This window comes from Planctomycetaceae bacterium, assembly GCA_041398785.1.
Classification (GTDB): Bacteria; Planctomycetota; Planctomycetia; order Planctomycetales; family Planctomycetaceae; genus JAWKUA01.
Window position 1 is genome coordinate 132,575 of the sequence record JAWKUA010000002.1, and the last position, 20,178, is coordinate 152,752.

General features: G+C 57.9%; 15 protein-coding genes. 2 read left to right on the top strand and 13 right to left on the bottom strand.

Annotation, left to right across the window (positions count from 1 at the left end; genetic code table 11):
• Positions 1-9: 9 nt before the first annotated feature.
• The 7 genes from R3C19_02715 to R3C19_02745 form a co-directional block, all read right to left on the bottom strand.
• On the bottom strand, positions 10-630 hold the full coding sequence (locus tag R3C19_02715) for a sigma-70 family RNA polymerase sigma factor (protein MEZ6059253.1): 621 nt from the start codon (positions 628-630) through the stop codon (positions 10-12).
• Between the two features lie 514 nt (positions 631-1,144).
• Positions 1,145-2,278: a hypothetical protein gene (locus tag R3C19_02720; GenBank protein ID MEZ6059254.1), complete on the bottom strand. Its 1,134-nt coding sequence runs from the start codon at positions 2,276-2,278 to the stop codon at positions 1,145-1,147.
• 155 nt (positions 2,279-2,433) lie between these two features.
• On the bottom strand, positions 2,434-3,582 hold the full coding sequence (locus R3C19_02725; protein ID MEZ6059255.1) for a hypothetical protein: 1,149 nt from the start codon (positions 3,580-3,582) through the stop codon (positions 2,434-2,436).
• Between the two features lie 12 nt (positions 3,583-3,594).
• Positions 3,595-3,768 (bottom strand): hypothetical protein, encoded by a 174-nt coding sequence (locus R3C19_02730; protein ID MEZ6059256.1) that lies wholly within the window; start codon positions 3,766-3,768, stop codon positions 3,595-3,597.
• The gene (locus R3C19_02735; protein ID MEZ6059257.1) at positions 3,768-3,986 is read right to left on the bottom strand and encodes a hypothetical protein; all 219 of its coding nucleotides are present in this window, start codon (positions 3,984-3,986) and stop codon (positions 3,768-3,770) included. The genes R3C19_02730 and R3C19_02735 overlap by 1 nt, the downstream gene beginning before the upstream one ends.
• A 1,690-nt stretch (positions 3,987-5,676) precedes the next feature.
• A complete protein-coding gene (locus R3C19_02740) occupies positions 5,677-6,282 on the bottom strand; it encodes a metallophosphoesterase family protein (protein ID MEZ6059258.1) in 606 nt (201 codons plus the stop codon).
• A gap of 750 nt (positions 6,283-7,032) precedes the next feature.
• Positions 7,033-7,482, bottom strand: coding sequence for a hypothetical protein (locus R3C19_02745; protein MEZ6059259.1), 450 nt, complete (start codon positions 7,480-7,482; stop codon positions 7,033-7,035).
• Positions 7,483-9,061: 1,579 nt separating this feature from the next.
• Here R3C19_02745 and R3C19_02750 point away from each other — a divergent pair.
• Positions 9,062-9,736 (top strand): hypothetical protein, encoded by a 675-nt coding sequence (locus R3C19_02750; GenBank protein MEZ6059260.1) that lies wholly within the window; start codon positions 9,062-9,064, stop codon positions 9,734-9,736.
• 355 nt (positions 9,737-10,091) lie between these two features.
• Here the strand turns inward: R3C19_02750 and R3C19_02755 are convergent, their stop codons facing one another.
• The 6 genes from R3C19_02755 to R3C19_02780 all read right to left on the bottom strand — a co-directional run bounded on the left by R3C19_02755 (position 10,092) and on the right by R3C19_02780 (position 19,676).
• Positions 10,092-10,442, bottom strand: a complete 351-nt coding sequence (locus tag R3C19_02755) for a hypothetical protein (protein MEZ6059261.1) — start codon at positions 10,440-10,442, stop codon at positions 10,092-10,094.
• 176 nt (positions 10,443-10,618) lie between these two features.
• A complete protein-coding gene (locus tag R3C19_02760; GenBank protein MEZ6059262.1) occupies positions 10,619-11,314 on the bottom strand; it encodes a hypothetical protein in 696 nt (231 codons plus the stop codon).
• Between the two features lie 198 nt (positions 11,315-11,512).
• On the bottom strand, positions 11,513-11,854 hold the full coding sequence (locus tag R3C19_02765) for a hypothetical protein (protein MEZ6059263.1): 342 nt from the start codon (positions 11,852-11,854) through the stop codon (positions 11,513-11,515).
• Between the two features lie 2,447 nt (positions 11,855-14,301).
• Positions 14,302-15,726: a sulfatase gene (locus R3C19_02770; GenBank protein ID MEZ6059264.1), complete on the bottom strand. Its 1,425-nt coding sequence runs from the start codon at positions 15,724-15,726 to the stop codon at positions 14,302-14,304.
• Positions 15,727-16,203: 477 nt separating this feature from the next.
• Positions 16,204-17,652, bottom strand: coding sequence for a hypothetical protein (locus R3C19_02775; GenBank protein ID MEZ6059265.1), 1,449 nt, complete (start codon positions 17,650-17,652; stop codon positions 16,204-16,206).
• A gap of 29 nt (positions 17,653-17,681) precedes the next feature.
• On the bottom strand, positions 17,682-19,676 hold the full coding sequence (locus tag R3C19_02780) for a HEAT repeat domain-containing protein (GenBank protein ID MEZ6059266.1): 1,995 nt from the start codon (positions 19,674-19,676) through the stop codon (positions 17,682-17,684).
• Between the two features lie 132 nt (positions 19,677-19,808).
• Here R3C19_02780 and R3C19_02785 point away from each other — a divergent pair, with 132 nt between their 5' ends.
• The gene (locus R3C19_02785; protein MEZ6059267.1) at positions 19,809-20,177 is read left to right on the top strand and encodes a hypothetical protein; all 369 of its coding nucleotides are present in this window, start codon (positions 19,809-19,811) and stop codon (positions 20,175-20,177) included.
• The last annotated feature ends 1 nt before the right edge of the window (position 20,178 follow it).

Sequence of the window (20,178 nt, forward strand, 5' to 3'; positions counted from 1 at the left end):
GCTGATGCGTCAGACGTATTTTTCCAGAGCTTCCTTCAGCTTTCCACGAGCCCGCGCCAGAAGCGATTTCACGGCAACCACATTCAGGTCCATGACTTCGCCGATGTCGTGGTAGCTCATCCCTTCAAACTTGTGCAGCAAAACGGCCATCTTCTGGCGTTCACCCAGATCATCAAGGGCATCGCGAACGACATCCTGCATCTCTTTGGAATCAAGCAGTCTGGCGGGCATAAGTGCCGATTTTTCCGGCAAAATATCGGCTTCGGCTCCGATTTCGTGCCCGCCGGAGTCTTTCGTCGAAAGCGAAACCTCGCGCCGCCGCGTTCTTCCCCGCTTCTGATTGCTGGCCAGATTGTGAGCGATCCGAAACAGCCAGGTCGAAAACCGCGCCGTCGGTTCGTAGCGTTCCCGAGCCTTAAACACCCGCATGAAAACGTCCTGCGCCAGGTCTTCGGCGACTGTCCGATCGTGCAGCATGTGGAAAAAGAAGCCGATCAGCCGATTCTGGTACCGCAGGACCAGCTCGCCGAAAGCAGCATCAACTTCAGACGGATTGCCTGTCGAAACCCGCAGCATGAGCTGCACGTCGGGATCGGCCAGATATTGGTTCGGAAGTGACTGAGAAACCAAGAGTTAGACTCGCGTTCAGCGGGCGCATGTACGGCAGCAGGCAATGTACGGGGATTGTAGACGCCCCGGCAACCGAGAGATATTCCGAATGACATGACGCCGTTCGACGTTCGACTCAGACGCATCGCTCGCGATACGGAACGCTGACGACATCAGAAAAACGCATTTTTGTTAACGCTGGGACCCGATTCGCGCATGCCGCCGGGCCGTCGACATCTCCTCTCCCCGTCATTCCCGCACCACCCCTCGTCATTCCCGCGAAGGCGGGAACCCAGCCCGTCCGCACCTCACCCCGTCAGTCCCGCGAAGGCGGGAACCCAGCCCGTCAGCACCACTCTCCCCGTCATTCCCGCGAAGGCGGGCACCCAGCCCGTCCGCACCGACCCCCCGTCATTCCCGCGAAGGCGGGAACCCAGCCCGTCCGCACCGACCCCCGTCATTCCCGTGGCATCCGATCTCCCGCCGACGTCCAGTCGCCGGAACATCGGCAGCAAACCCGCACAATTCTGCGTCGTCAGGGAACCGCACAAACCGGCAGCGGCGGCGCTGCGGCGGGTATGTCTGATCGGAAGTCCAGCCCCAGCAGGGCAGCGACGGTGGCAGCGACCTGTGACTGCGTCGCTCTTGCGATCGCCGCGGCGCCGGGATCCGTGTCCGGTCCAAGAACCGCGATCCAGATGCGTTCGCAATCCGGAACGTCTTCGCCGTGGTTCTTCCATTCGACGCGGTCCGGCCCGCGACCGTGGTCCGTGGTGATCACCAGCGATGTCTTGTCTCGGTACTGCGGCAGCGACTGAGCGGTCTCCCACAACCGGCGGATGTAGTCATCGTTGTGCCACGCCGCATCGAGATAAAGATCGTAGCGGCCGGCGTGAGCCCAGTCGTCGGTTTCACCCAGCGACACGTATAACACTCGCGGCCGCTGCTTCGTCAGGCACTCCTGCGCTCCGCGAAACGTGAAGTAGTCGTACCGGACGTTGTCCCAGTACTGAGGCAGCTCGCTGCCAATCTCGTCGAGTTCCCGCAGCACCGCGGAATTCTCTCCCGCGCCGGACGCCAGCGGTTCCCAGCCCGCATTCACCGAGATTCCGCTGCGTTCTTCGTTGATGATGAACGGGAAGACGTCCCAACTGCAGAACGCAGCCACGTGGCCGCGGAATGGCTCGCGACGGCTGAGCCACTCCAGCACGGTGACGTTCGGGTTATTGATCTTCGAATTGGAATCAATGCCCGGATCGACAACTCCGCACAGGATCTCGCTGTAGCCGGGGTACGAGAAGTTGAGCCGATTAGTGACAACAACTTCGCTGTCGTCTTCCGGATTGCCCAGCAGCGTTCCGTGCTTCGCGATGGTGTTCCACAGAAACGGCATCAGAACCTCCCGCCGTTCGGTCGCGGTCGGGCGTTCATAGCGGCGCTTCAGTCGAGGCAGGTCTTTGACCTTCCCGAAATCATCATTCATCATCGCTTCGTCGGCGCCGGCAAAGACTTCCTGCCACCGCAGGCCGTCCAGAGTGACAAGGATTACGTTCTCGGTCTTACGCGTGTCCGGCGCCGCAGCCTGTCCAGGCGCGGCAGCGGCCAGGATCGACGCGAAGACCAGCACGACCAAACTGCTTCGACGAATCTGAACAGACAGCGAATGCATCGTTGGGAAAACTCCGGAGTAACAGAAACAGGAAATCATCGTCGAAAGTGTCGTCAATATCTCTTCACGCGGATTGACCGCAGCGTCCGGTTTCGACTGCCTTTCACGGTGACGGTCGACGGCGTGGCATGAGTGACATGCGGATTCGGCCACTTTCACTCCGCCTTCCTTGCTGTCGCCAGGCGCGGATCGTCCAGGTTCAGGCGGTACATCACCTGGTTGTAGTCATATCGCGGCGTGGCCGTATCGGTGCCGGAAAATGTCCGGGTGTATGTTCCTTCGAAGTAGATCACGCGGCCGTTTTCTTCGTCGAAGATCGGATGATGCTTCGGATTATAGAACGAGTACTTGTCGTGAGTCACGATCCGTGCGGCTTGTTCCCACGGTCCTGTGATCGCATCTGATTCCGCATACCAGACGTCTCCCAGAGAGGAATGTTCGCCGAATGATTCCATGAAGATCATGATCCAGCAGTTGCGATAAGCGTTGAACGCCACAGAGCCGCGATGAGCCGTCACGGATCGGTCGCCGTTCGCATCCGTGAACCGAAAGAAACGTTCTTCCGGTTTCAGAAGTCCACTGGCCAGCAGTTGCTTTTCCAGCTTCTGATCGACGGCACGAGTTCCGCGCTTCCAGCCAACTCGCAGCGTTCCGTCGGCATCACGGTCGAGCTTCGCATCAGTGCCGCGTTCACCCGGAGCGAAACAGGTCCAAGCTTCATATTGATCGGGATTCAGCAGCGCGTCAGCCGTTGCCGGGACACGAACGACCGGATACGGATTGGCGAAATAAATATAATCCCTGCCATTTGGCTCACCTGACTTCGATGCCGGAAAAGCGTGCCCTTCCGGGACCAGCGGAAGTTCCGCGTCCAGCGTCAGCCGGTGTTCGAACTGTTTCGTATCGTCGTTGAATTCGACAATGCCGCGTTCATAGACATCCAGCGGCGGCCGGATCTTGACATACTTCGCAAACATTCTCTGACGATCGCCATCGCCGACCGTGACCAGCCCGTCGATCCACGTCGGCCCGTCCCCCGGCATGCGGCAGGTCTCCTTCGCGAAACCGTCATCGCCGACGAAGTAGTCCAGGTCGATTCCGTCGAAAACCGCCAGGCCGCCGTTTGCCGGCAGTTCGGACGTCGCTCCCGGGACATGAAAGTTGCCAAGGGGATATGAGCCTCGATTTGTGTCTCCCCAGAACCAGTAGACTCGCCCCTGAAACACGGCCGACATCACGCTGTCGGAACCCAGCACTCCGGCATTCAGCAGAGGATGCTTCAGCGGAACGTCATCGCCCAGCATGACACTGTCACGCTAGATGCCGGCTCCGGTAACGCGGTACAGTCGCTCAGCAACATTTGTCCGCTTGATCTTCAGCGTTGCCGAACCGCCGGGAACTGTTTTGACTCGAGTGCCGTGGTAACCAAAACCATCGGCTGGAAATTCGTAGCCGTGAGATGCCACATGAAAAAAGACCTGCTGGTTCATCAATCCGGCTCGTCGAAAGCAACAACGCCGGCCGAATCGGTGACGTACCGGATGTCGTTAACGGTCTTCAGTTCGACCAGCGGAACACCACGGCCGGTGGATTCGTCAATCACGCGAATCCGACAGTGTTCCGTTTCTCCAGCGCAGCAAACCCCGGCCGCCACCGAGAATTGCACGCAGACAACCACGGCGAAGAATCTGACCATGCCGGCATACATCAGCAGTCCTTCCAAAGAGAATTGGCCTGCCCAACCCCAGTATACCGTTTCTGACGTTCGGTCCCAGGTTTCTTGGATACTCGATCCCGTGTTCTTTTGCCAGTGACCGTATATCCTCGAAGCTCCGCTTCGCATCGGTGGGCGCCGGAACGGGCTGTCGCGAGGTCGGGAAGCAGAACTTCTGATTGGCGTTCCAAAGCTTGAGCTTCGGAACGAGATTGATCCTCGGTCCCGGGCTCCTGCCTGGGACCGCATATCCGCAAAGCTCCGCTTCGCATCGGTGGCGCCGGAACGGGCCGTCGTGAGGTCGTGGAAGCAGAGCTTCCGGAATAGGCGTTCCGAAGCTTGAGCTTCGGAACGAGAGAAATCTATGTGGCCGTGTCGCCCGCGATTCCGACTCGCGATTCGGCGTATCGCCTGGCCGCACCGGCCACGCGAGAGGCGGAAGTCATCACCTTCGCCGACAGCGAAAAACGGGATTGCACCCTATCGCTCTGAGTAACGTGACCGGATAAAATCGAGGAAAACTGTCCACGACAGAGTATCCGGAAACCGAGACCGTCCCCAGAGCACGTAATCGTTACTTTCCTTCCAATATAGAAGGCAGATGGATTCTGTAGCTCGAAAGCCGTCAAACGCATCCCATGTGATTTCTACCTGAGAATGATCCGCGCTTATCTTAATTCCGTTAGCATCAAGTTGAGATCTATCAGGATGCATGTCTTCTGGATTGCTGCGTAGCTGCCTCCTCAATCTGAATCTGCCATGGAGATAGGGAATCAATAATACCGCCGGCAAAAAAACGCATACAGCGAAGAGGATTCGGTTTGAAGCTTCCGCGGAGTATGGACGGGTGGAAACGGCAACCGCTACGAACGTTAAGACAAACACTGCGATAATTCCGATCGATAGCAACAGGCGGTATCGCCACGTCCTTGCAGCCAGTCGGCCTGCTTGCAGGTAATCAGCTTCCGTGAGATTACCGGACAGGATGATGAGTGGGAGGGGCTTCTGTTGGTCCACACTGGCCACTAGTGAGCTCCGTGTTCTTTGCCAGCCAATGTTAAAGGTCACCGGGCTGCGACGAGAGATTCTCAACTTCAGATCTGCCTGACTTCGCCGCTCCAGTGCACCGATTTATTCGTCGTGATTTGAAGCGTGGACGATCTGATTGCCGCTCTTCGGCTTGAAGCCGATCAAACCAGTGCATCAAGTGTTCCCCCCAGAGTCTGCGAGTAGGCGTTCGCGGACGGCATGCAATTCATCAAGAATCGGATTCTTTGTCGTCGTCATTGTCTCTGCCAAGAAACTCTGATGGCGTACAAATCAACAGTTGGCCGAATCCGTGGTTATCCAGAAGGCGATAAACACGGGACAACTCGTGGGCGTTTGCAAAGTGCCTGCAATTCAGTGTCAGCAGATATTGTACTCCCGCTACCGCCGCAGCGGCAACGTGAAGTGCGTCAGCAGCCACGCGTTTGCCAGCATCGGCTGTCCATCTCTTCCCCCGGCAAGCCGCGCGACGTCAGTCCGCGCTCACCGGCAGGCTGGCACTGTGGATCGTTGACAGCCGGTCAGAGCCGAGTTGGTTGTGTGTACCAGTGCGCTGAAGCAGCGGAACGCACTGGCATGGCCAGTGGCACACTTTCCGCACATCGACAGCGCCACCCCTCCGAACTTCGAGCGGCGATCACCCGACCGAATGCGGCGTGAGCATGTTTGCATCGGTGTCCAGAACGGCACACCAGCCATTAACGACTGCGTTCACGACGACCAGATACCGCTCACCTGACCGGAACTCGATTGGATCCAGTCCGGAAACCGGAATGTCGCCATGCCCGTTCGTGAGATACCACCTGTGGCAATGCCCCATCAGGAACACCTGATGGGGAAACCTGGCAAACACCTTTTTCACAGCAGCCATATTCCAGGGCGGTTCACCCGTGTAGTAATCACATGGGTCTGTCGCGTCCCAATGAGGCATCCCGTGGGAGAAATGAAAGCCACCAATCTCAAGCGATCCGCGAAACGTCCGGAAAAATCGCCTGATACCGACATCGAACCGCATCACGACGTCTGACGGATTCCCGACGCAAAAGCCCAGCTCGTGGTTTCCCCACACGCCTGCCGCGGCAACAGACTGAAGCAACCCAATTGCCTCATCCAGACGCTTTCCGTTCTCAAATACGTCACCGAGACACACAATTCGCTCAACACCAATGACTGCAAACAGGCCCAAAGCAGATGCCAGACGGTCAACGTCTTCGTGGATGTCACTGACAATACCAATCTTCATACAGTGACCATTGCCTTTCCGTTTGCGGCACAAAACACAGCGCGGCCACACTCGTCGCCTTTATGACACGATGTGCGTCGCGAGGAGGCATGCAACTCCGAGCCATCTCTCGCAGCTTGCCAGACCGCGTCGACCGATGTTGCCTTCCAGTGTGAACAAACCCTGGGCAGAATCCGACAGGTACAAGATTTCGGAACTCAATAACATTCACAGCCGGACGGCCAAGCCCGTGTGCCACTGGCTGTGCCAGTGTGCGTCAACGTCGACGGCCTGTGCCATGTCGAATTCCGCCACGGTCAAACCGGTTGACTCGCTCATCCGTCGCAAATCGGCATTCTTCGAATCACGCCCGACAGATCACCAGGCCACCGCGAGGAGCAGCACTCGATCGTCCCCGCTGAGTCACTGGCAGAGCCAGTGGCACACAATGCAACCTGTAGTCAGCACCACCCCGCCGCCCGGATGATGCCGGATTGCCCGCCGCCGACCGCTTCACCTGGCAGCGTCCCGGGCGTGCGAGTTCCTTACCGCTGCGCGGTGCCGTGAATTTCCGCCTCCCTTCTCAGGTCTCGCGCCTCCCGCCTGCTTCCCCGGGCTCCTTGAACATTGGATTTGAGCTTCGGCTCGACCAATGCGCGCTCAACGCACGCCGTCAATCAACGCTCCAGTCGCGATCCACCCGCCATCTACCAACGCCGCGAAGTCAAATCCTCATTTGTTATGCCGCTGAGAGGACCAGCGAGGACGATTCTAGCCGTTGTGATCGGATTCTGCATGCTGTTTTGTTGCTGATTGAGCAATGCGCCCAGCCCACCAACTTGCCGCTGCGACGACTGACACGCCTAAGCACCACCAAACGACGTGGGAAACAACAGCAGCCTGCGTCGCCACCTTGAACTTGAGACGTCCGTCCGAAAGGTATCCCGGAATGAACAGGAACATTCCAATCGCACCGTACATCAAAAAGATCGGGCCGCAGTACCACTCTTTACCGGCGCGGTAAGCGCCAGCCGGGAGGGCGAACATCAGTAAAAAGTCAAAAGCAACCAACCCGCCGGGAGGAGTTATCCGCGGCACGATCGATGTCCCCAAGAATACGATCACAAGAACAATGAACAACCACGCCAACGCGTGAAGAGGCCGAGAAGCAGCTTCTGCTTCATTTTCGGATGCCGGAGCGCTATACGGGTTGTCTTCCACCGGATTCTCAGCGGCAGTTGTGGCATAACGAATTGCGATCTATGCGGCGGCAGGGATTCTGACTCATAGATCGTGCGTTGAACTTTTCCGCTTCTTGGGCGGGGGACGGCGTCAGATGCAGATTGATCGCCCTTGCGAATTCGATGGCGTCACCGAATTCTTTGGGCAACTCATTTTACCACCAGGGGAATTGTCTGTCACGACCGAAGGTCGCTTGCAAAGAATACCAGTTCCTCCGGTTGCTGTGGTCGTCGGTGTGAGACCAGTTCCGCGGTCCCCACGACCACCGGCAAGCACCGAGCCGCGCAGCAGCGAAGAATTCGCTCGGCCGGAACGGGCGAAGAACGGCGGTTTCACGTTGTGCGGGAAACTGGTCATCCGGGACGGTCCCGAAATGTGTTCCATGCCGGACAGTCGGAGCCGGAAAAGATGTCCCGCCAACTCGTGCGGTGAACGCGTTCCATCAATTCCAGCTCGCCGTCACATGTTGGACAACGGCGTCGGCCGGATGCGGCGTCGGTCAGTTCCTGCGAAGCGTTCGGACTCAACGCGTCGCATTGTGCGCGGTCGTCGGCAGACGGCAGCAGGTCACGACATTCGGCCATATAACGCTGACAGTGATGGTTGCTCCAGCCGCCGTAGCAACGCGTCTTCGTGAAGCCCGGCGGGAGAATGTGCAGGCACCACCGGCGAACGAATTCGGCCCTTCCGGGGAATGGACGTGTTGCTTGAACAGCGTTTCAGGCCCGGCGGGCCGACACAACCTCAGCCGGTGGCGTCAGCCACCGGTCAGCGGATGTGTCGACCCTTCAGGTCTGCGACCGCGAAGACACCAGCTTCCGGAGCCTGTCGGCTCCGGCTGACGTTGTGCCTGCCCTCCGGGCATCAACAACCGGAAACGCGAGGTTGTCGGATCGCAACTGCAGATCCGGTCGAAGAATCTGTCGCATTGACGCCGAACATCCGTGAGCCTTCATCGACCGCTCCGTCAGCAGCGCCCCCATTTCCCGGATGAGCAGAAGAAGCTCCCTCTTCCACTTCGCGGGCGAAGTGACGATGCGTGGCGTCGGCGGGGAAGACGCACGCGAGTACACTCAAGCGATAATGGATGGGCCACAAATGGTTCTGCAACGCGCTCAAATCGTTTGAGCCCGCTACCGGATGGCTTGAGCGCGCGACATATTGGTTTGAGCGCGATACTCCATCGCTGGATTGGGTGCGGAAACGGAATTGTCACGTCTGTCGGTGGCTTCGGTGGTTTCAATCGCGAGGTTCCATTCTGCAGAACCTCGGGAAAACCCTGCGGCGCAGGATCGGCACAAGCCACTTCACCTGTGCGGTTTCGCCACAGAATATGTGTGTCGGGAAAATTGGGCAATGATTGAGGCGGCGGGTGTCAAAATGCATCGCAGCTTAACATCGCAGGCCCTGTTCCATGGGTTGACTGCATCTTTGCAGCAGTGGCATCCCTTCACACTGCCTGCGGCAAGACTGTCCGGGTTTCGTGGCCGGACATCTGTGGCTGGCATCGGGCGGGAAGTGTGCTGATGTGGGTTCCTTTTTGAAGGGAACAATCGTAATGGCAGTAAGAACGAAGGCGTTCCCCACCAAAGGCGGGGAATTGGGACCATTCGCCGGTCGCTTTGTGGATGCTCTGGAAACCTGGCCGGATGACTATCACGTCGGCTCCGCACGAACCGTGCGATTGAAGACGCTTGCGGCCGCCTATGACGAAAAGTATTCGGCTCACCTGGCCGCCCAGGATGCTGCCCGCGCCGCGACCAGTGAAAAGGACGCGGCTCAGGACGCTTTGCTGGAAGAGCTGAGTTCGATCTCGCGGCTGGTGAAGGGCAATGACGAAGTGACCAATGCGTCGCTGGAACGTCTGGGTCTGCAGCCTCGCAGCAACAGCCGCACCCCGGTGCCTCGGCCGAGCGAGTATCCTCTGGCCGATGTGATCAACACAGCGTGTCTGGAACATACGCTGACGATCATCAATCCGGAAAACGGCACTCGGCGCGCCAAGCCCTATGGCGTCGTTGGCTGCGAAATCTATGTGGCGGTGTCGCCCTCGATTCCGACTCGCGATTCGGCCTATCGTCTGGCCGCACTGGCCACGCGCGGGACGGAAGTAATCACTTTCGCCGACAGTGAAGGCGGCCAGCCGGCTCACTATCGCCTGCGCTGGATCAATACCCGGGGCGAAGCCGGACCATTCAGCCCTGTGTTCAGCGCGACGGTTCCGGCCGTTTGAGCCAGGGCAACAGTTTCTGGAACTCGATTCGACCGAAGGCTCGGCGCCCGCGATGGCTCCGGGCCTTTCCTGTTTTTGCTGAGCCGCACCCAGCGAACCAGCTTCGGCCGTTCCATCTCGCACAGCGCCGTTTGGCACTGGCACAGCCAGTGGCACGCAATGGAACGCGTCGCCAGCGCCACGCAGCCGCCCTTTCTGAGTACGCCTCAACCGTCCATGCCGGAGAAGTCGCCGGCACGACATTTTCACATCTCCTTATCAGCCTGCTGCAACACTCGATATCAGGCTTCGGGCGAAAAGCTACGCGAGCGGGAATCACACCCGCCTGTCAACAAACAATTTCCAGTTCGCTCGTTCACGGCTTGGTTCTGTCACGCGTCTCTGGGGCGTTTTCGTTTCGGATAAAATACGGGCCACCGAGTGAGCCATCTTCATGCGTATGAATCAATGTCCATTCATACGTTTCGGGAAACACGGCAAATTCTAATTCGTTGTACGCAGAAAGATCAATTACGGGACCTGCATACTCGTGGGCTGTGCATGGTCGATGATTTTTTGAAATTGGAAATGCGGTGATTCGTTCGGACAAAAAGAGCAAGATCAATTGGTCTTCCATCGTCGCGAGCCATTTATCGACGGCTTTCAGTCCGTGAATTTCACGCAGACCGCCTGACTGCCCGGCGAACACGGACGTCCAGCGCTTCATGACGGCAAACGACTCTTTTCGGGGAAGCTCCGTGAGCGTGACGCCATGGCCGCCGAGGTATCTGTGAAACTCCTCAAGCAGTTCGATGTCGATGTCTCCGCATGTGTGTTAGTGACAAAACGTTTCGGATAACGCGGCCGGGAGTTGACGTTGCCGAGCGAAGCGAGCCAGCCGGCCTATTCCGGCTCGCGTTCATCCGATGGTTCTGTGGCATTCGGGTGGCGACCGTAGTCTAGGTAAAGCGCAACAATCATGACGCACAGCATTGCAGCATACCACCAACCCACGTGCGTGCGAAATAGGATGCGGAAAAACGTGAGATCATCAACGTACAAATAGGAGCAGTAAAGCACGGCAACAAACATCAAGAAGGAAAACCAGACGATCGGTTTCCGTATGTCAGGTGAAGATCGATACGCCAAGCCAAAGGCGATCAACCCAGCAATCAGATTCGATATCGAGAATATGCGTAGGTCAGCGATCAAGGCGTTCAGGGTATTGTCGTAGAACGTCCGTATCTTGTTCTTGATTGAAGCGACCTTTTCGATCAGTGGGTTTGCGTTTGCCACCGGAGCATCGCGTAGCTGCTGCCGGGTCAGATCGGCAATGTAAGCGCCGGGATCGTTTTGATAGTCCGCAATTTCGTGGCGAATGGCAATCTCCTGGTCATCCGATAGGAGTTTTCTGACCAATGGTGAATCGAGTGCCTCGTCAGCCACTTCCACGACAGGCTTGGAATAGTCGAGCGTCTTCTCGGTTACAAAATCGCGAGCAAGAGAGTCAAGGTGCTGTCGTGCGACAAAAGTGTAAGCAAGGAAGCAGATGAAGAAAACGACGACGATCGAGTTGAGCGTTAATGTCGTTTTAGGCATGGATCGCCTCCGCCACAGAACGACGGGGTTCAGCGGGCGGGCGCGAAAGAGCAACCATGCGAAACCGCCCGATTCGCCCGCTCCGCTGCAACCCTTGGTTTGAGTTTCGGCTCGACGAACGCGCGATCAACGCACACCATCAATCAACGCTCCACACGCCATCCACCCTCAATCTCCGAACCCCGCGAAGTCAAATCTTCATTTGTTCTGTGCCGATTGTTTTTGGGGTCGTGCCATCTGTCTGCGGCCAAGCAAGAAAACAACTGCTAGCCCTGCGAGTGCTGCAGCGTTCGGTTCTGGAACAGGTGTAAACGTCACGGTATCAAAAGAGCCACCATCAGCATCCATCGACATCACGACGTATGCGATGTTCGGTGCAGCCAATTCGAGCAACATTCCGCCACCGCCACCTGGCGTGGGTCCGGTTGATGTTCCGAGTAAGAAATCATTTGCATCAAAGGCCTGAATAGTGCCGATTGTCGTTCCTCCATTGCTGTCGAACGCCAACGCGGAAAATGATGTGATATCTCTTGGAGACATGGACACTGGATCAATAAAGTCGAGGCGTACATTGAGTCAGGATCGAATGTCGACGATAGAGCCAACGCGTTTTGCACGCCGCCGTTCGCCAGAAAGGTCGATAGGAATGACGGCTCCGCGATTGCGATATCGGCAACCAAGAAAGCGTTGTCGAAAAGAACACCGAGTCCAGCGTAATGGCTCGGCTGCAATTCAAGGAGTCCTGTCTGTTGATTCACGAGCACATCATCGAAATCGACGATAACGTCGGCATTGGCGTATGGGATGGCGACGGAGCAAACGAGGCAGATGGCGATAGCAATGCGGCAGGGGGTGTCAACATGGGTTCTTCTCTCGCTAGATTTTCAAGGCACAGAACGACAGCCGTAACCGGGGCGGCCGCCAAGATACTCTGACTTCAAACCGGCTTGCTCGCCCGCTCGGTGCACGCCCCTGGCATGGCGTGTGCTTTATGGGGTGCAAGTCCCCTGTACGAGAATGGAGGTCTTGCTGCCTGATGGTACATCCGGACGACAGCATGAATCAAGTACGAGACGAGGGCAACTGCGGGGAGGTAACGAACCGTGGGGAGGAAGCCTGCGAGTGGTGCGTAAGTGTCGGCCTGTCTTTCGCCGCCGATCACACTCCGTCAAAGCTGCGAGGTTACGAACAGAAATCGGATACAAGGCCGGTGCGGACAGGTGAGTGAGCCCATCATCACGAAACCGTCTCCGTTCATCCGCATTGGTAAATCCGGAGCTTGTGCAGCGAAAGTCACACGTCTTATCCAGGGCGGAGAGGGGGGAGCGGAAGCCAAAACCACCGAATGGTGGGAGATCCGTCGTTCGTATCTGCCAAAGAGCTTGCTCAAAGGCAGAGCGGAAAGTGGTCAACACGTCTCGTGATCGACGGAAGTCAGCAGAGGTCGTAGTACTGTTTCGTCATATTCCACTGACGACAGGAAGGACTGAACTTTGAAGACAAGGATGAGCACTCGCTGATCTCGAACCGAGGGAGATGGTCTGCCCGGCAGATTGATCTCATGTCCGACCGAGCGAAGCGGTCGGCGGCCAGTGTCCTGCCAGCCTTTGAGGGCGTTTGTTGTGAACGTCTTTGTCTTCGGACAACTCGGACGCGGAGCTTGCGTCTCAGGGAAACCGCCTGATGCGGACCCGTTGTCAGGTGGTGGCCGCGGCCAGCAATGGCCGCGGCTCCCCGATTCGTGCGGCTCTTCATTTGTGTTGGCACTTACCAGAACGTGATCAAGGGATGTCGAACCATGAACGTTGATCACTCGGTAGTTCGGCGAGAAATCGTTCAATTACAGGATTGAGCTCAACCATGATTGCATCCACGTTCCACTCTTTTTGCCAGTTTGGTCAATTCGATTCGTTTCGTCGTGAGATGGGCGAGTGCTTTGTCGAGCCGGTCTTTTGGACACGATGTACGGCATGTCGACGGATGACGGTGTCCAGTTGGGGACGAAGTGACTGGCGACAATGTCATCGTTTCTGTGTTGTTCGTTCGCGAAGAAGTAACGCAGGACCCGTGCGTGGATGAGAAGGCATTCGATCAAGACAGATCCCGTCACGGACTTCTTCAGTTGAGATTCCTGTTCCAACGCGAGGCATGACGCTGCCAGGCGCGATGTTGCCCATATCAAGTTCGAGGTCGCAGAGTTTCTCGTACGTGTGGCGCAGCATCTGCACTTCGTATGTAACCTTCGCGGCTGATTCGGGAGTGCAGTGCATCGACATCTGGCGACTCTGAAACAAGCAATGAACTGTGTCGGCCGCAGAACGGCAAATATTTCAGCCGCCGTTTCGCTGGAATAAGGCGGTATTCGCGGCGTTCTTGCCGAGTGAGTGCAGTTTCCTGATTCTTCTTACGGGCTGCAAGACCCGGTGTGTGAGTTTCGAATACAGGCCTGACACCTACACGCGCGACCTTCGCTTCGGCAAGGGTCAAAATCCGGTGATGCTGGCTGATTTCAACATGCTGCTGGTCGACGGGTGTTTCAAACTGGATCGAACGGGGTTTGCTCGCTGATGTCAGCGGTGCCGGCTAAACAACGCGGGCTGTCGCAGGCTTCCGCCGGGACAGACACCGTGGAGAGATTTTTGATCCGTGGCCTCTGGAGCCTGTAGCCTGTCAGTTGGCGTCCCACCGGGGCAAGCCCGGTGGAAACGGGAAGGTTTGGTAACGGTGAGGCTCGATGTTGAGCCGATGGAGTGTCGGGCGCGGTTTGGCACACGCGGCTCGGCGGGAGCCTCGCCCTCCCGGTCTTTCGTCGCAGATCGGCATTTGTCGAGAAATGTCGCCGGTCAGTTGGCGTTCCACCGGGACGTGCCCGGTGGAAACGGGGACGTGCGGTGGAAAAGGGGGGAGTTCGGTGGAAACGAGGGCGTGCGGTGACAGCACGCGCGGGTCGGCGGGAGCCTGGCTCTCCCGGTCGTCGGTGGATCGACTTACAGTTGGCCGGCTGGGCGCTGACCGGTGCCCGGTATGCCTTCGTCGCCGAGTTCCTGCCGCATGCTATCGGCCAGCTTTGAAAGACGGGCGACAACGTCCGGATGGTCGCTGGCAACGTTGGTGGTTTCGCCGGCGTCGGCTTCCATATCGAACAGGGCCAGTCCGATTTCGGCCTGCGAATAGGCAACCGGCTTGCCTCCGGTACCTCCCGGGCGTCCGGACAGAGTTCGATACTGATGCGGGAAATGCAGCTTCCAGCGTCCGCTGCGCACGGCCTGCAGTTGTCGGCCATAATACAGAAAGTAGGCTTCCTGAGGGGACGAAGCACCGTCTTCGCCGGCCATCAGCGGCCAGATGTTTTTGCCGTCGATCGGATGAGCGGGCAGTTCGGCTCCAATCAAATGAGCGACTGTCGGCAGAATATCGATCGTCATGGCGGGAATATGGCATTCGGTTCCGGCGGGAATTTTCCCCGGCCACCACATGACGCAGCTTTCGCGACAGCCGCCGTCGAACATCGTGCCTTTGCCTTCTCGCAGCGGCCCCGCGCTGCCGGCGTGATCGCCATAGCTGAGCCAGGGGCCGTTGTCCGACGTGAAGATTACCAGCGTATCGTTCTGCAGGTCGTGTTTACGGATCGCGTCCAGAATCTGACCGACGGACCAGTCAACTTCCATCATCACGTCGGCAAAGAGCCCGGCGCCGCTTTTGCCTTTAAATTTGTCCGACACATAAAGCGGCACGTGAACCATGCTATGCGGCACGTACAGGAAGAACGGCTTGTCGTGGTTTTCATCGATAAACTGAACGGCGTGTTCGGTGTATTGGGTCGTCAGTTGTTCCTGGTCAGTTGCCGTCATTTGAGGATTGATGATTTCGTTGCCGTCGATGAGCGGCAGGTGCGGCCAGCGCTTCAGTCGTTCTTCCATCGACAGATGCAGAACCTCCGGATGATAGGGCCACATGTCGTTGCTGTACGGCAGGCCGAAGTAGTCGTCGAAGCCGTGCTGCAGCGGCAGAAACTTCCTGTGATGACCCAGATGCCATTTGCCGTAGCAGGCCGTCGCGTAGCCCTTTTGTTTGCAGATTTCGGCGATGGTGACTTCGTCTTCGTGAATACCGTGAGTCGCCGCAGGGCCGAGAGCTCCCAGAATGCCGACTCGCACGTTGTAGCAGCCGGTCAGCAGCCCGGCTCGCGATGCCGAACAGACGGCCTGAGTCACATAGAAGTCGGTGAACACGCGGCCTTCGTCAGCCATGCGATCGAGATTCGGAGTCGGGTACGCCGTCGCTCCGAACGGCCCGATGTCCGCGTATGCCATGTCGTCCATAAAGATGACGACAACGTTCGGCAGGCGTTCGGCAGCGGCGACCGACGAAGCGATGAAGAAGCAGAGCAGAGCAGTTGCAGGTCGGATCATGACGGTTTAACCCCGGCAAGGTGACGTCGAACAGCGTTCCTTCGTTCCACTGTACCGGCAGACCGCGGAGCCGCAACTGAACCGCAGTCACGCGGTACCTGACAGCGCAGGCGGATCGCGAGACGGACCGAAAGCGCTCTTTTCTCGTCGACCGAAAAGGCGTTTGTGCCTCGGACGGTCCGGCGCACCCGGCCGGTCGCTTCAGCGGGAAGAGATTCGTGCTTCATTCAGAACCCCTATCAAAACCTGCGAGAGCCGCGACGTTTGTGGTTGCGTTTCAGGCAAGAAGTGAGAAGGAGACGGGACATCCCGTCGACGCCGGCGCCGCCGCCTGAGACGCAACCACAAACGTCCCGAAGGGTTGCGACGACAGCAGCCGATCTGCCGCGTCATCACTCCTCGACGACATTTGTCGCCTCGTCATTCTCGTCCAACCTCGGGTTGGCGGATCAATGCGGTGCATCTCGACGACTGTCGTCACAACGCGGCCTCGGAGGTTTTGTTAGGGGTTCTTAGTTGATCGAGCAACTTCAGCAGCGTGGAACGAATTTTTTCTTCCGAATCGACGGCAAGATAACTGCTCTTGGCTCGCCAGGTTTCGTAGCCGCCGAATGCGTGCTGTTCGGCGGTGGGAAGATATCCGTTGTAGCCGTTGGCGAGTTCAATCGTAAACGTCGGCCTGAACGGACTGAGTTTCTTGATTGCCAGCCCGGTCTCCACGAACGTTTCGCAGGGACTTGTCACGATCGCCAGTTCGCCGATACGAAGCGCCTGAAGTCTGGCTTTGACCGTGTTGGGGTACTCCGCCAAATCCAGAGTTTCGTTGGCGTAGATCAGGCGCACGTCGCCATACGGTCCCGGTCCGGCCTGGTCGAGGAGCCTGGTCGCCCGGGCGATTTCGTCGGCCGTTGGTTTGCGGACACCAAGTTCGATTTCCGTTTCCACGGCCGTCAGCGTCACGTCGTCGCGATATTCAATCCGCTGCATCGCTCTGACCGCGGACTCGGCGACATCCGTGGCGACGAATCGAATCTGTTCGAACGGCGGCTTGCTTTGAACTCCGTCAAAGAAGTTGATGTTGTTGATGTCGCCGCTTGTGCCGTTCGACATGATGGCAACAAAGTCGGAATCGTTCGGGATGTTCAGCAGTCTGGCGATCTGCACGGCGAATTCGCCGAAGTAGTCCGCCGACAGTGCTCCGCCAGGGATGCCTCCGACGTAGTGAAGCGAGTAATTCGCCAGCAGAGCAATCGGGGTTCCTTCCGAATCGACGACGGAGATGATTGGAACCTCCGGGTCGGTCGGACCGGCCGGTTTCAGCAGACTGGAGTTGCCCGCCGGAGGATTCATGCGGACCTTATCGGTGCCATTGTCGAACGGATCCGCCAGCGAGAACCCCGATCGCATGTGCCAGCGTCGATTGAACACCTGATTCGGATTGTTACCAATCGCCCAGCCGATTTTCGCCGGCCGCAGCCTTCTGTGGGCTTCGATGATTCCGTCGGCGATCTTCGTCGTCAGGAATTCGCAGTATTCCGTTTCGACGTTGCTCTGAAAGGTCGGTGCCAGAGTGACTCCGCTGTGAGTGTGCGTGGCGGAACACAGAATGTTGGCCGCGGGGATGCCGGCTTCTCGTTCCACGATTGCCCTTGCGGCGTCGACGATGTCGCGCGGAATCATGCAGTGGTCACACACCGCGAACGCCAGCGTTGTCGTCCCGTCATCAAGCACCAGACAGCGAACGTTCAACGGATCATGAGCCGCATCCACCACTCGCGGCCCCATGCTTCCGGCCGATTCGACGGGAAACGTCTCGGGAGTAACATCGATCACGAAGGCTCCGGCACGGAATGTGGACTCGTCGGCGAACGCCGCCACGGGACTTAGTAGCGCCGCGGCAACAACGTTGAGAAAGCGACAGATCATGAGGAACGCTCCTGAGTCGGTTGGAAGTCTCATTCGGTTACATGCGAAGCAATCTTCGCAATCGATGCAAGTGACGAACGTCGAACGGATTTGTATTCGTCGTCGTTGCAGGCTTTCAGTGCTTTGATGGCATCAACGGCATCGGTACCAAATTCACCCAATGCCCATGCAGCCGTCTCACGGACGAAAACACGGTCGTCGTTCAGTGCGTCGACCAGCGCCGGCACACAGATTTCCGGCCGCGATCGGATTTGCCCAAGCAGATGCGCTGCTTCCGTGCGGACCACGTGATTGTCAGACTTCAGGTACGCTTTGATCTTTGGGACGGCGGGTTGCAAATGTGGAGCAAGAACGCTCAGTGCATTGATGGCATTAGCACTCCAGGTTTCTTCGTCCCTGTCGGCCGCTTCCAGGTCTGCGAACGCGATCTCCACAATTCGGACGGTCAATGCCGAGTCGCGATCGAAGCCGGCGTTAAGAATTTCGACAGCCATCGTGCCCCGCGCGCTATACATCGGCACCCTGCTGTACAGGTCAGGCAGAAAAGCCTCGATGCGCGATCCCAGAACATCGACAATCGTGTCCGGGGCCTGACGATAACACGGTGAATATTTATCCAGCGGCTCGATTTCGCCGCAACCATCAAGCACCTCGATACATTTGTTGTCGGACCGATCATGACACGCGATGGCCCAGGCGGCACTCTTTGCCATCGACGTCGGACGTCCGGATTCGGTTCTGTCATCCATGGCCGTCCGCATCGCGGCAAGGGAGCTTGCTCGCGGATGATCGAGTAACCCCAGGGCGCGCGCAGCCAATTCCCTGTCTGTCGGGACCCCACCGAATTGTCCGCGACTCGCATCAGAACTGCGGTTCGCGTCGGTCAGGATCTCGACAAGGAACGCCTCCGACGCGCTGCCAGGTTCCAGTCTGGCAATCGCACCTGCCAGCGCCACACACAGCCGATCACGTTTCCTCGGGAGCTTTTTTTCCAGTTGTTCGACGAAGAGTCGTTTGAGCAACGGCAGCGACATTTTCGACTTAATGGTCGCCAGGACGAACGCCAGATTCTCGACGACGAATGCATCATCTTCGTCAGTCGAGGCGCGTTCGAGAGCAGCGATGATTTCATGCTCAAATGGCGCGGCCTGGTGAGCGCGCAGGGCCAGTAGAGATGCCGCTTCATGGTTCACGCGACTTCCGAACGTCCCGGGTTCCCGCTCACGGTCGTTCAACGCGGCAACGAGCTGTGGGACGATCGTCGTTCCTTCGCGGTCGGCAATGCTAAGCTGCCGTAGCGCTTTCAGTCGCTGATAAGGGTCGGCGTTATCGAGGTCTGCCCTGAGAACAGGGATTACCTGATTGGCTCTTGAGTAGAGATCGGTCATCGCATATCCGGATTCATAACCGTATTGCGAGGTGCCATCGAGCGCCATCTCCGACAATGTCGCGAACGCAACGTCCGGCTCAATATCGTGGAGTACGAAGTATCTCAATAGCTCGACGTCTCGCGTCCACGCGGGCCACCGCAAAGGTTGCTTGCCAAGTTCGTGTTCGAGCGTTTCCTTAACAAGTCTGGGCTGCATGTAGAAGAACTCAAGAGTTGCAGCTTCCGGAATCGGGTTGTCGATTTCTGTGTCACCATCGGCGTTGATTCGATGACGCAACGCTTTTCGCACCGGCTCGATGCCCTCACCGCCCATGCTGGCGAAGACGTGGATGACTTCATCGACCATCGGAAATTCTTCCGATCCGTCGATCAGATAATTGAGCAGCACAGAACTCTGAGCGGACGCTTCCGGGCCGATTTCTGCGAGTCGGTGCAGTATTACCCCCGCACCGTCCCCATTCTTTTCTGCCGTCGAAAGAGCCTGAGCGAGCCGCTGTGCTTCCTCTTCGAATTCACCTGCGCAGGCGTTCGCATCCATCGCGGCAGTCAGCAGTACCAACGCACCTATCATCGTGGTGAGCCTTCGCGTTGCGTCCGGCACTCGGCAGACAATTGGCTCCGTGACTGCACTCATGAAATCACTCTGTGACTTTGGATCGGGTCGATCGGTTGAATGGTCGTGCCGCTCGCCGCAAGAATCTCCGCGTTCATCATAACGACAATCCGCCGCCGACAACGATCAGTCTTTGCTCAGGAGCCGCCCGTCATGCCGAATGAACAGAAAACCGTCATCCTGCTGGCTTCCGATCTGATGATGATCAGTTCCGTCGGCGGAGCGGCTGCCGCGAACGGCTTGAAGTTTCAGAGCTGCTCGACCGCGTCCGCGGCTACGGAAGCCTGTGCGGGAGCCGAGAACGTGCTGATGCTGATCGACCTGGGCACGCCGGGGTTGGATGTCAGGGAATTGGCCGATGCGCTGCCGCCGACCGTCGTTACTCATGCCGTCGCGTACGGGCCTCACGTTCATACGACGAAACTGCAGGCCGCTCGCGACGCGGGCATTGGAACCGTGCTGAGCCGCGGGCAGTTTTCGATGCAGGCTGGCCAGATCGTTGGGGCGTTCGCTGACAGGTGAC

Bases quoted from the DNA above. Each gene is read 5' to 3' on its own strand.
- R3C19_02725 (MEZ6059255.1), bottom strand. From the start codon at position 3,582: ATGCTGGGCGATGACGTTCCGCTGAAGCATCCTCTGCTGAATGCCGGA.
- R3C19_02785 (MEZ6059267.1), top strand. From the start codon at position 19,809: ATGCCGAATGAACAGAAAACCGTCATCCTGCTGGCTTCCGATCTGATG.
- R3C19_02780 (MEZ6059266.1), bottom strand. From the start codon at position 19,676: ATGAGTGCAGTCACGGAGCCAATTGTCTGCCGAGTGCCGGACGCAACG.
- R3C19_02735 (MEZ6059257.1), bottom strand. From the start codon at position 3,986: ATGTATGCCGGCATGGTCAGATTCTTCGCCGTGGTTGTCTGCGTGCAA.
- R3C19_02730 (MEZ6059256.1), bottom strand. From the start codon at position 3,768: ATGAACCAGCAGGTCTTTTTTCATGTGGCATCTCACGGCTACGAATTT.
- R3C19_02770 (MEZ6059264.1), bottom strand. From the start codon at position 15,726: ATGATCCGACCTGCAACTGCTCTGCTCTGCTTCTTCATCGCTTCGTCG.
- R3C19_02755 (MEZ6059261.1), bottom strand. From the start codon at position 10,442: ATGAAGCGCTGGACGTCCGTGTTCGCCGGGCAGTCAGGCGGTCTGCGT.
- R3C19_02740 (MEZ6059258.1), bottom strand. From the start codon at position 6,282: ATGAAGATTGGTATTGTCAGTGACATCCACGAAGACGTTGACCGTCTG.
- R3C19_02750 (MEZ6059260.1), top strand. From the start codon at position 9,062: ATGGCAGTAAGAACGAAGGCGTTCCCCACCAAAGGCGGGGAATTGGGA.
- R3C19_02765 (MEZ6059263.1), bottom strand. From the start codon at position 11,854: ATGTCTCCAAGAGATATCACATCATTTTCCGCGTTGGCGTTCGACAGC.
- R3C19_02720 (MEZ6059254.1), bottom strand. From the start codon at position 2,278: ATGCATTCGCTGTCTGTTCAGATTCGTCGAAGCAGTTTGGTCGTGCTG.
- R3C19_02775 (MEZ6059265.1), bottom strand. From the start codon at position 17,652: ATGATCTGTCGCTTTCTCAACGTTGTTGCCGCGGCGCTACTAAGTCCC.
- R3C19_02760 (MEZ6059262.1), bottom strand. From the start codon at position 11,314: ATGCCTAAAACGACATTAACGCTCAACTCGATCGTCGTCGTTTTCTTC.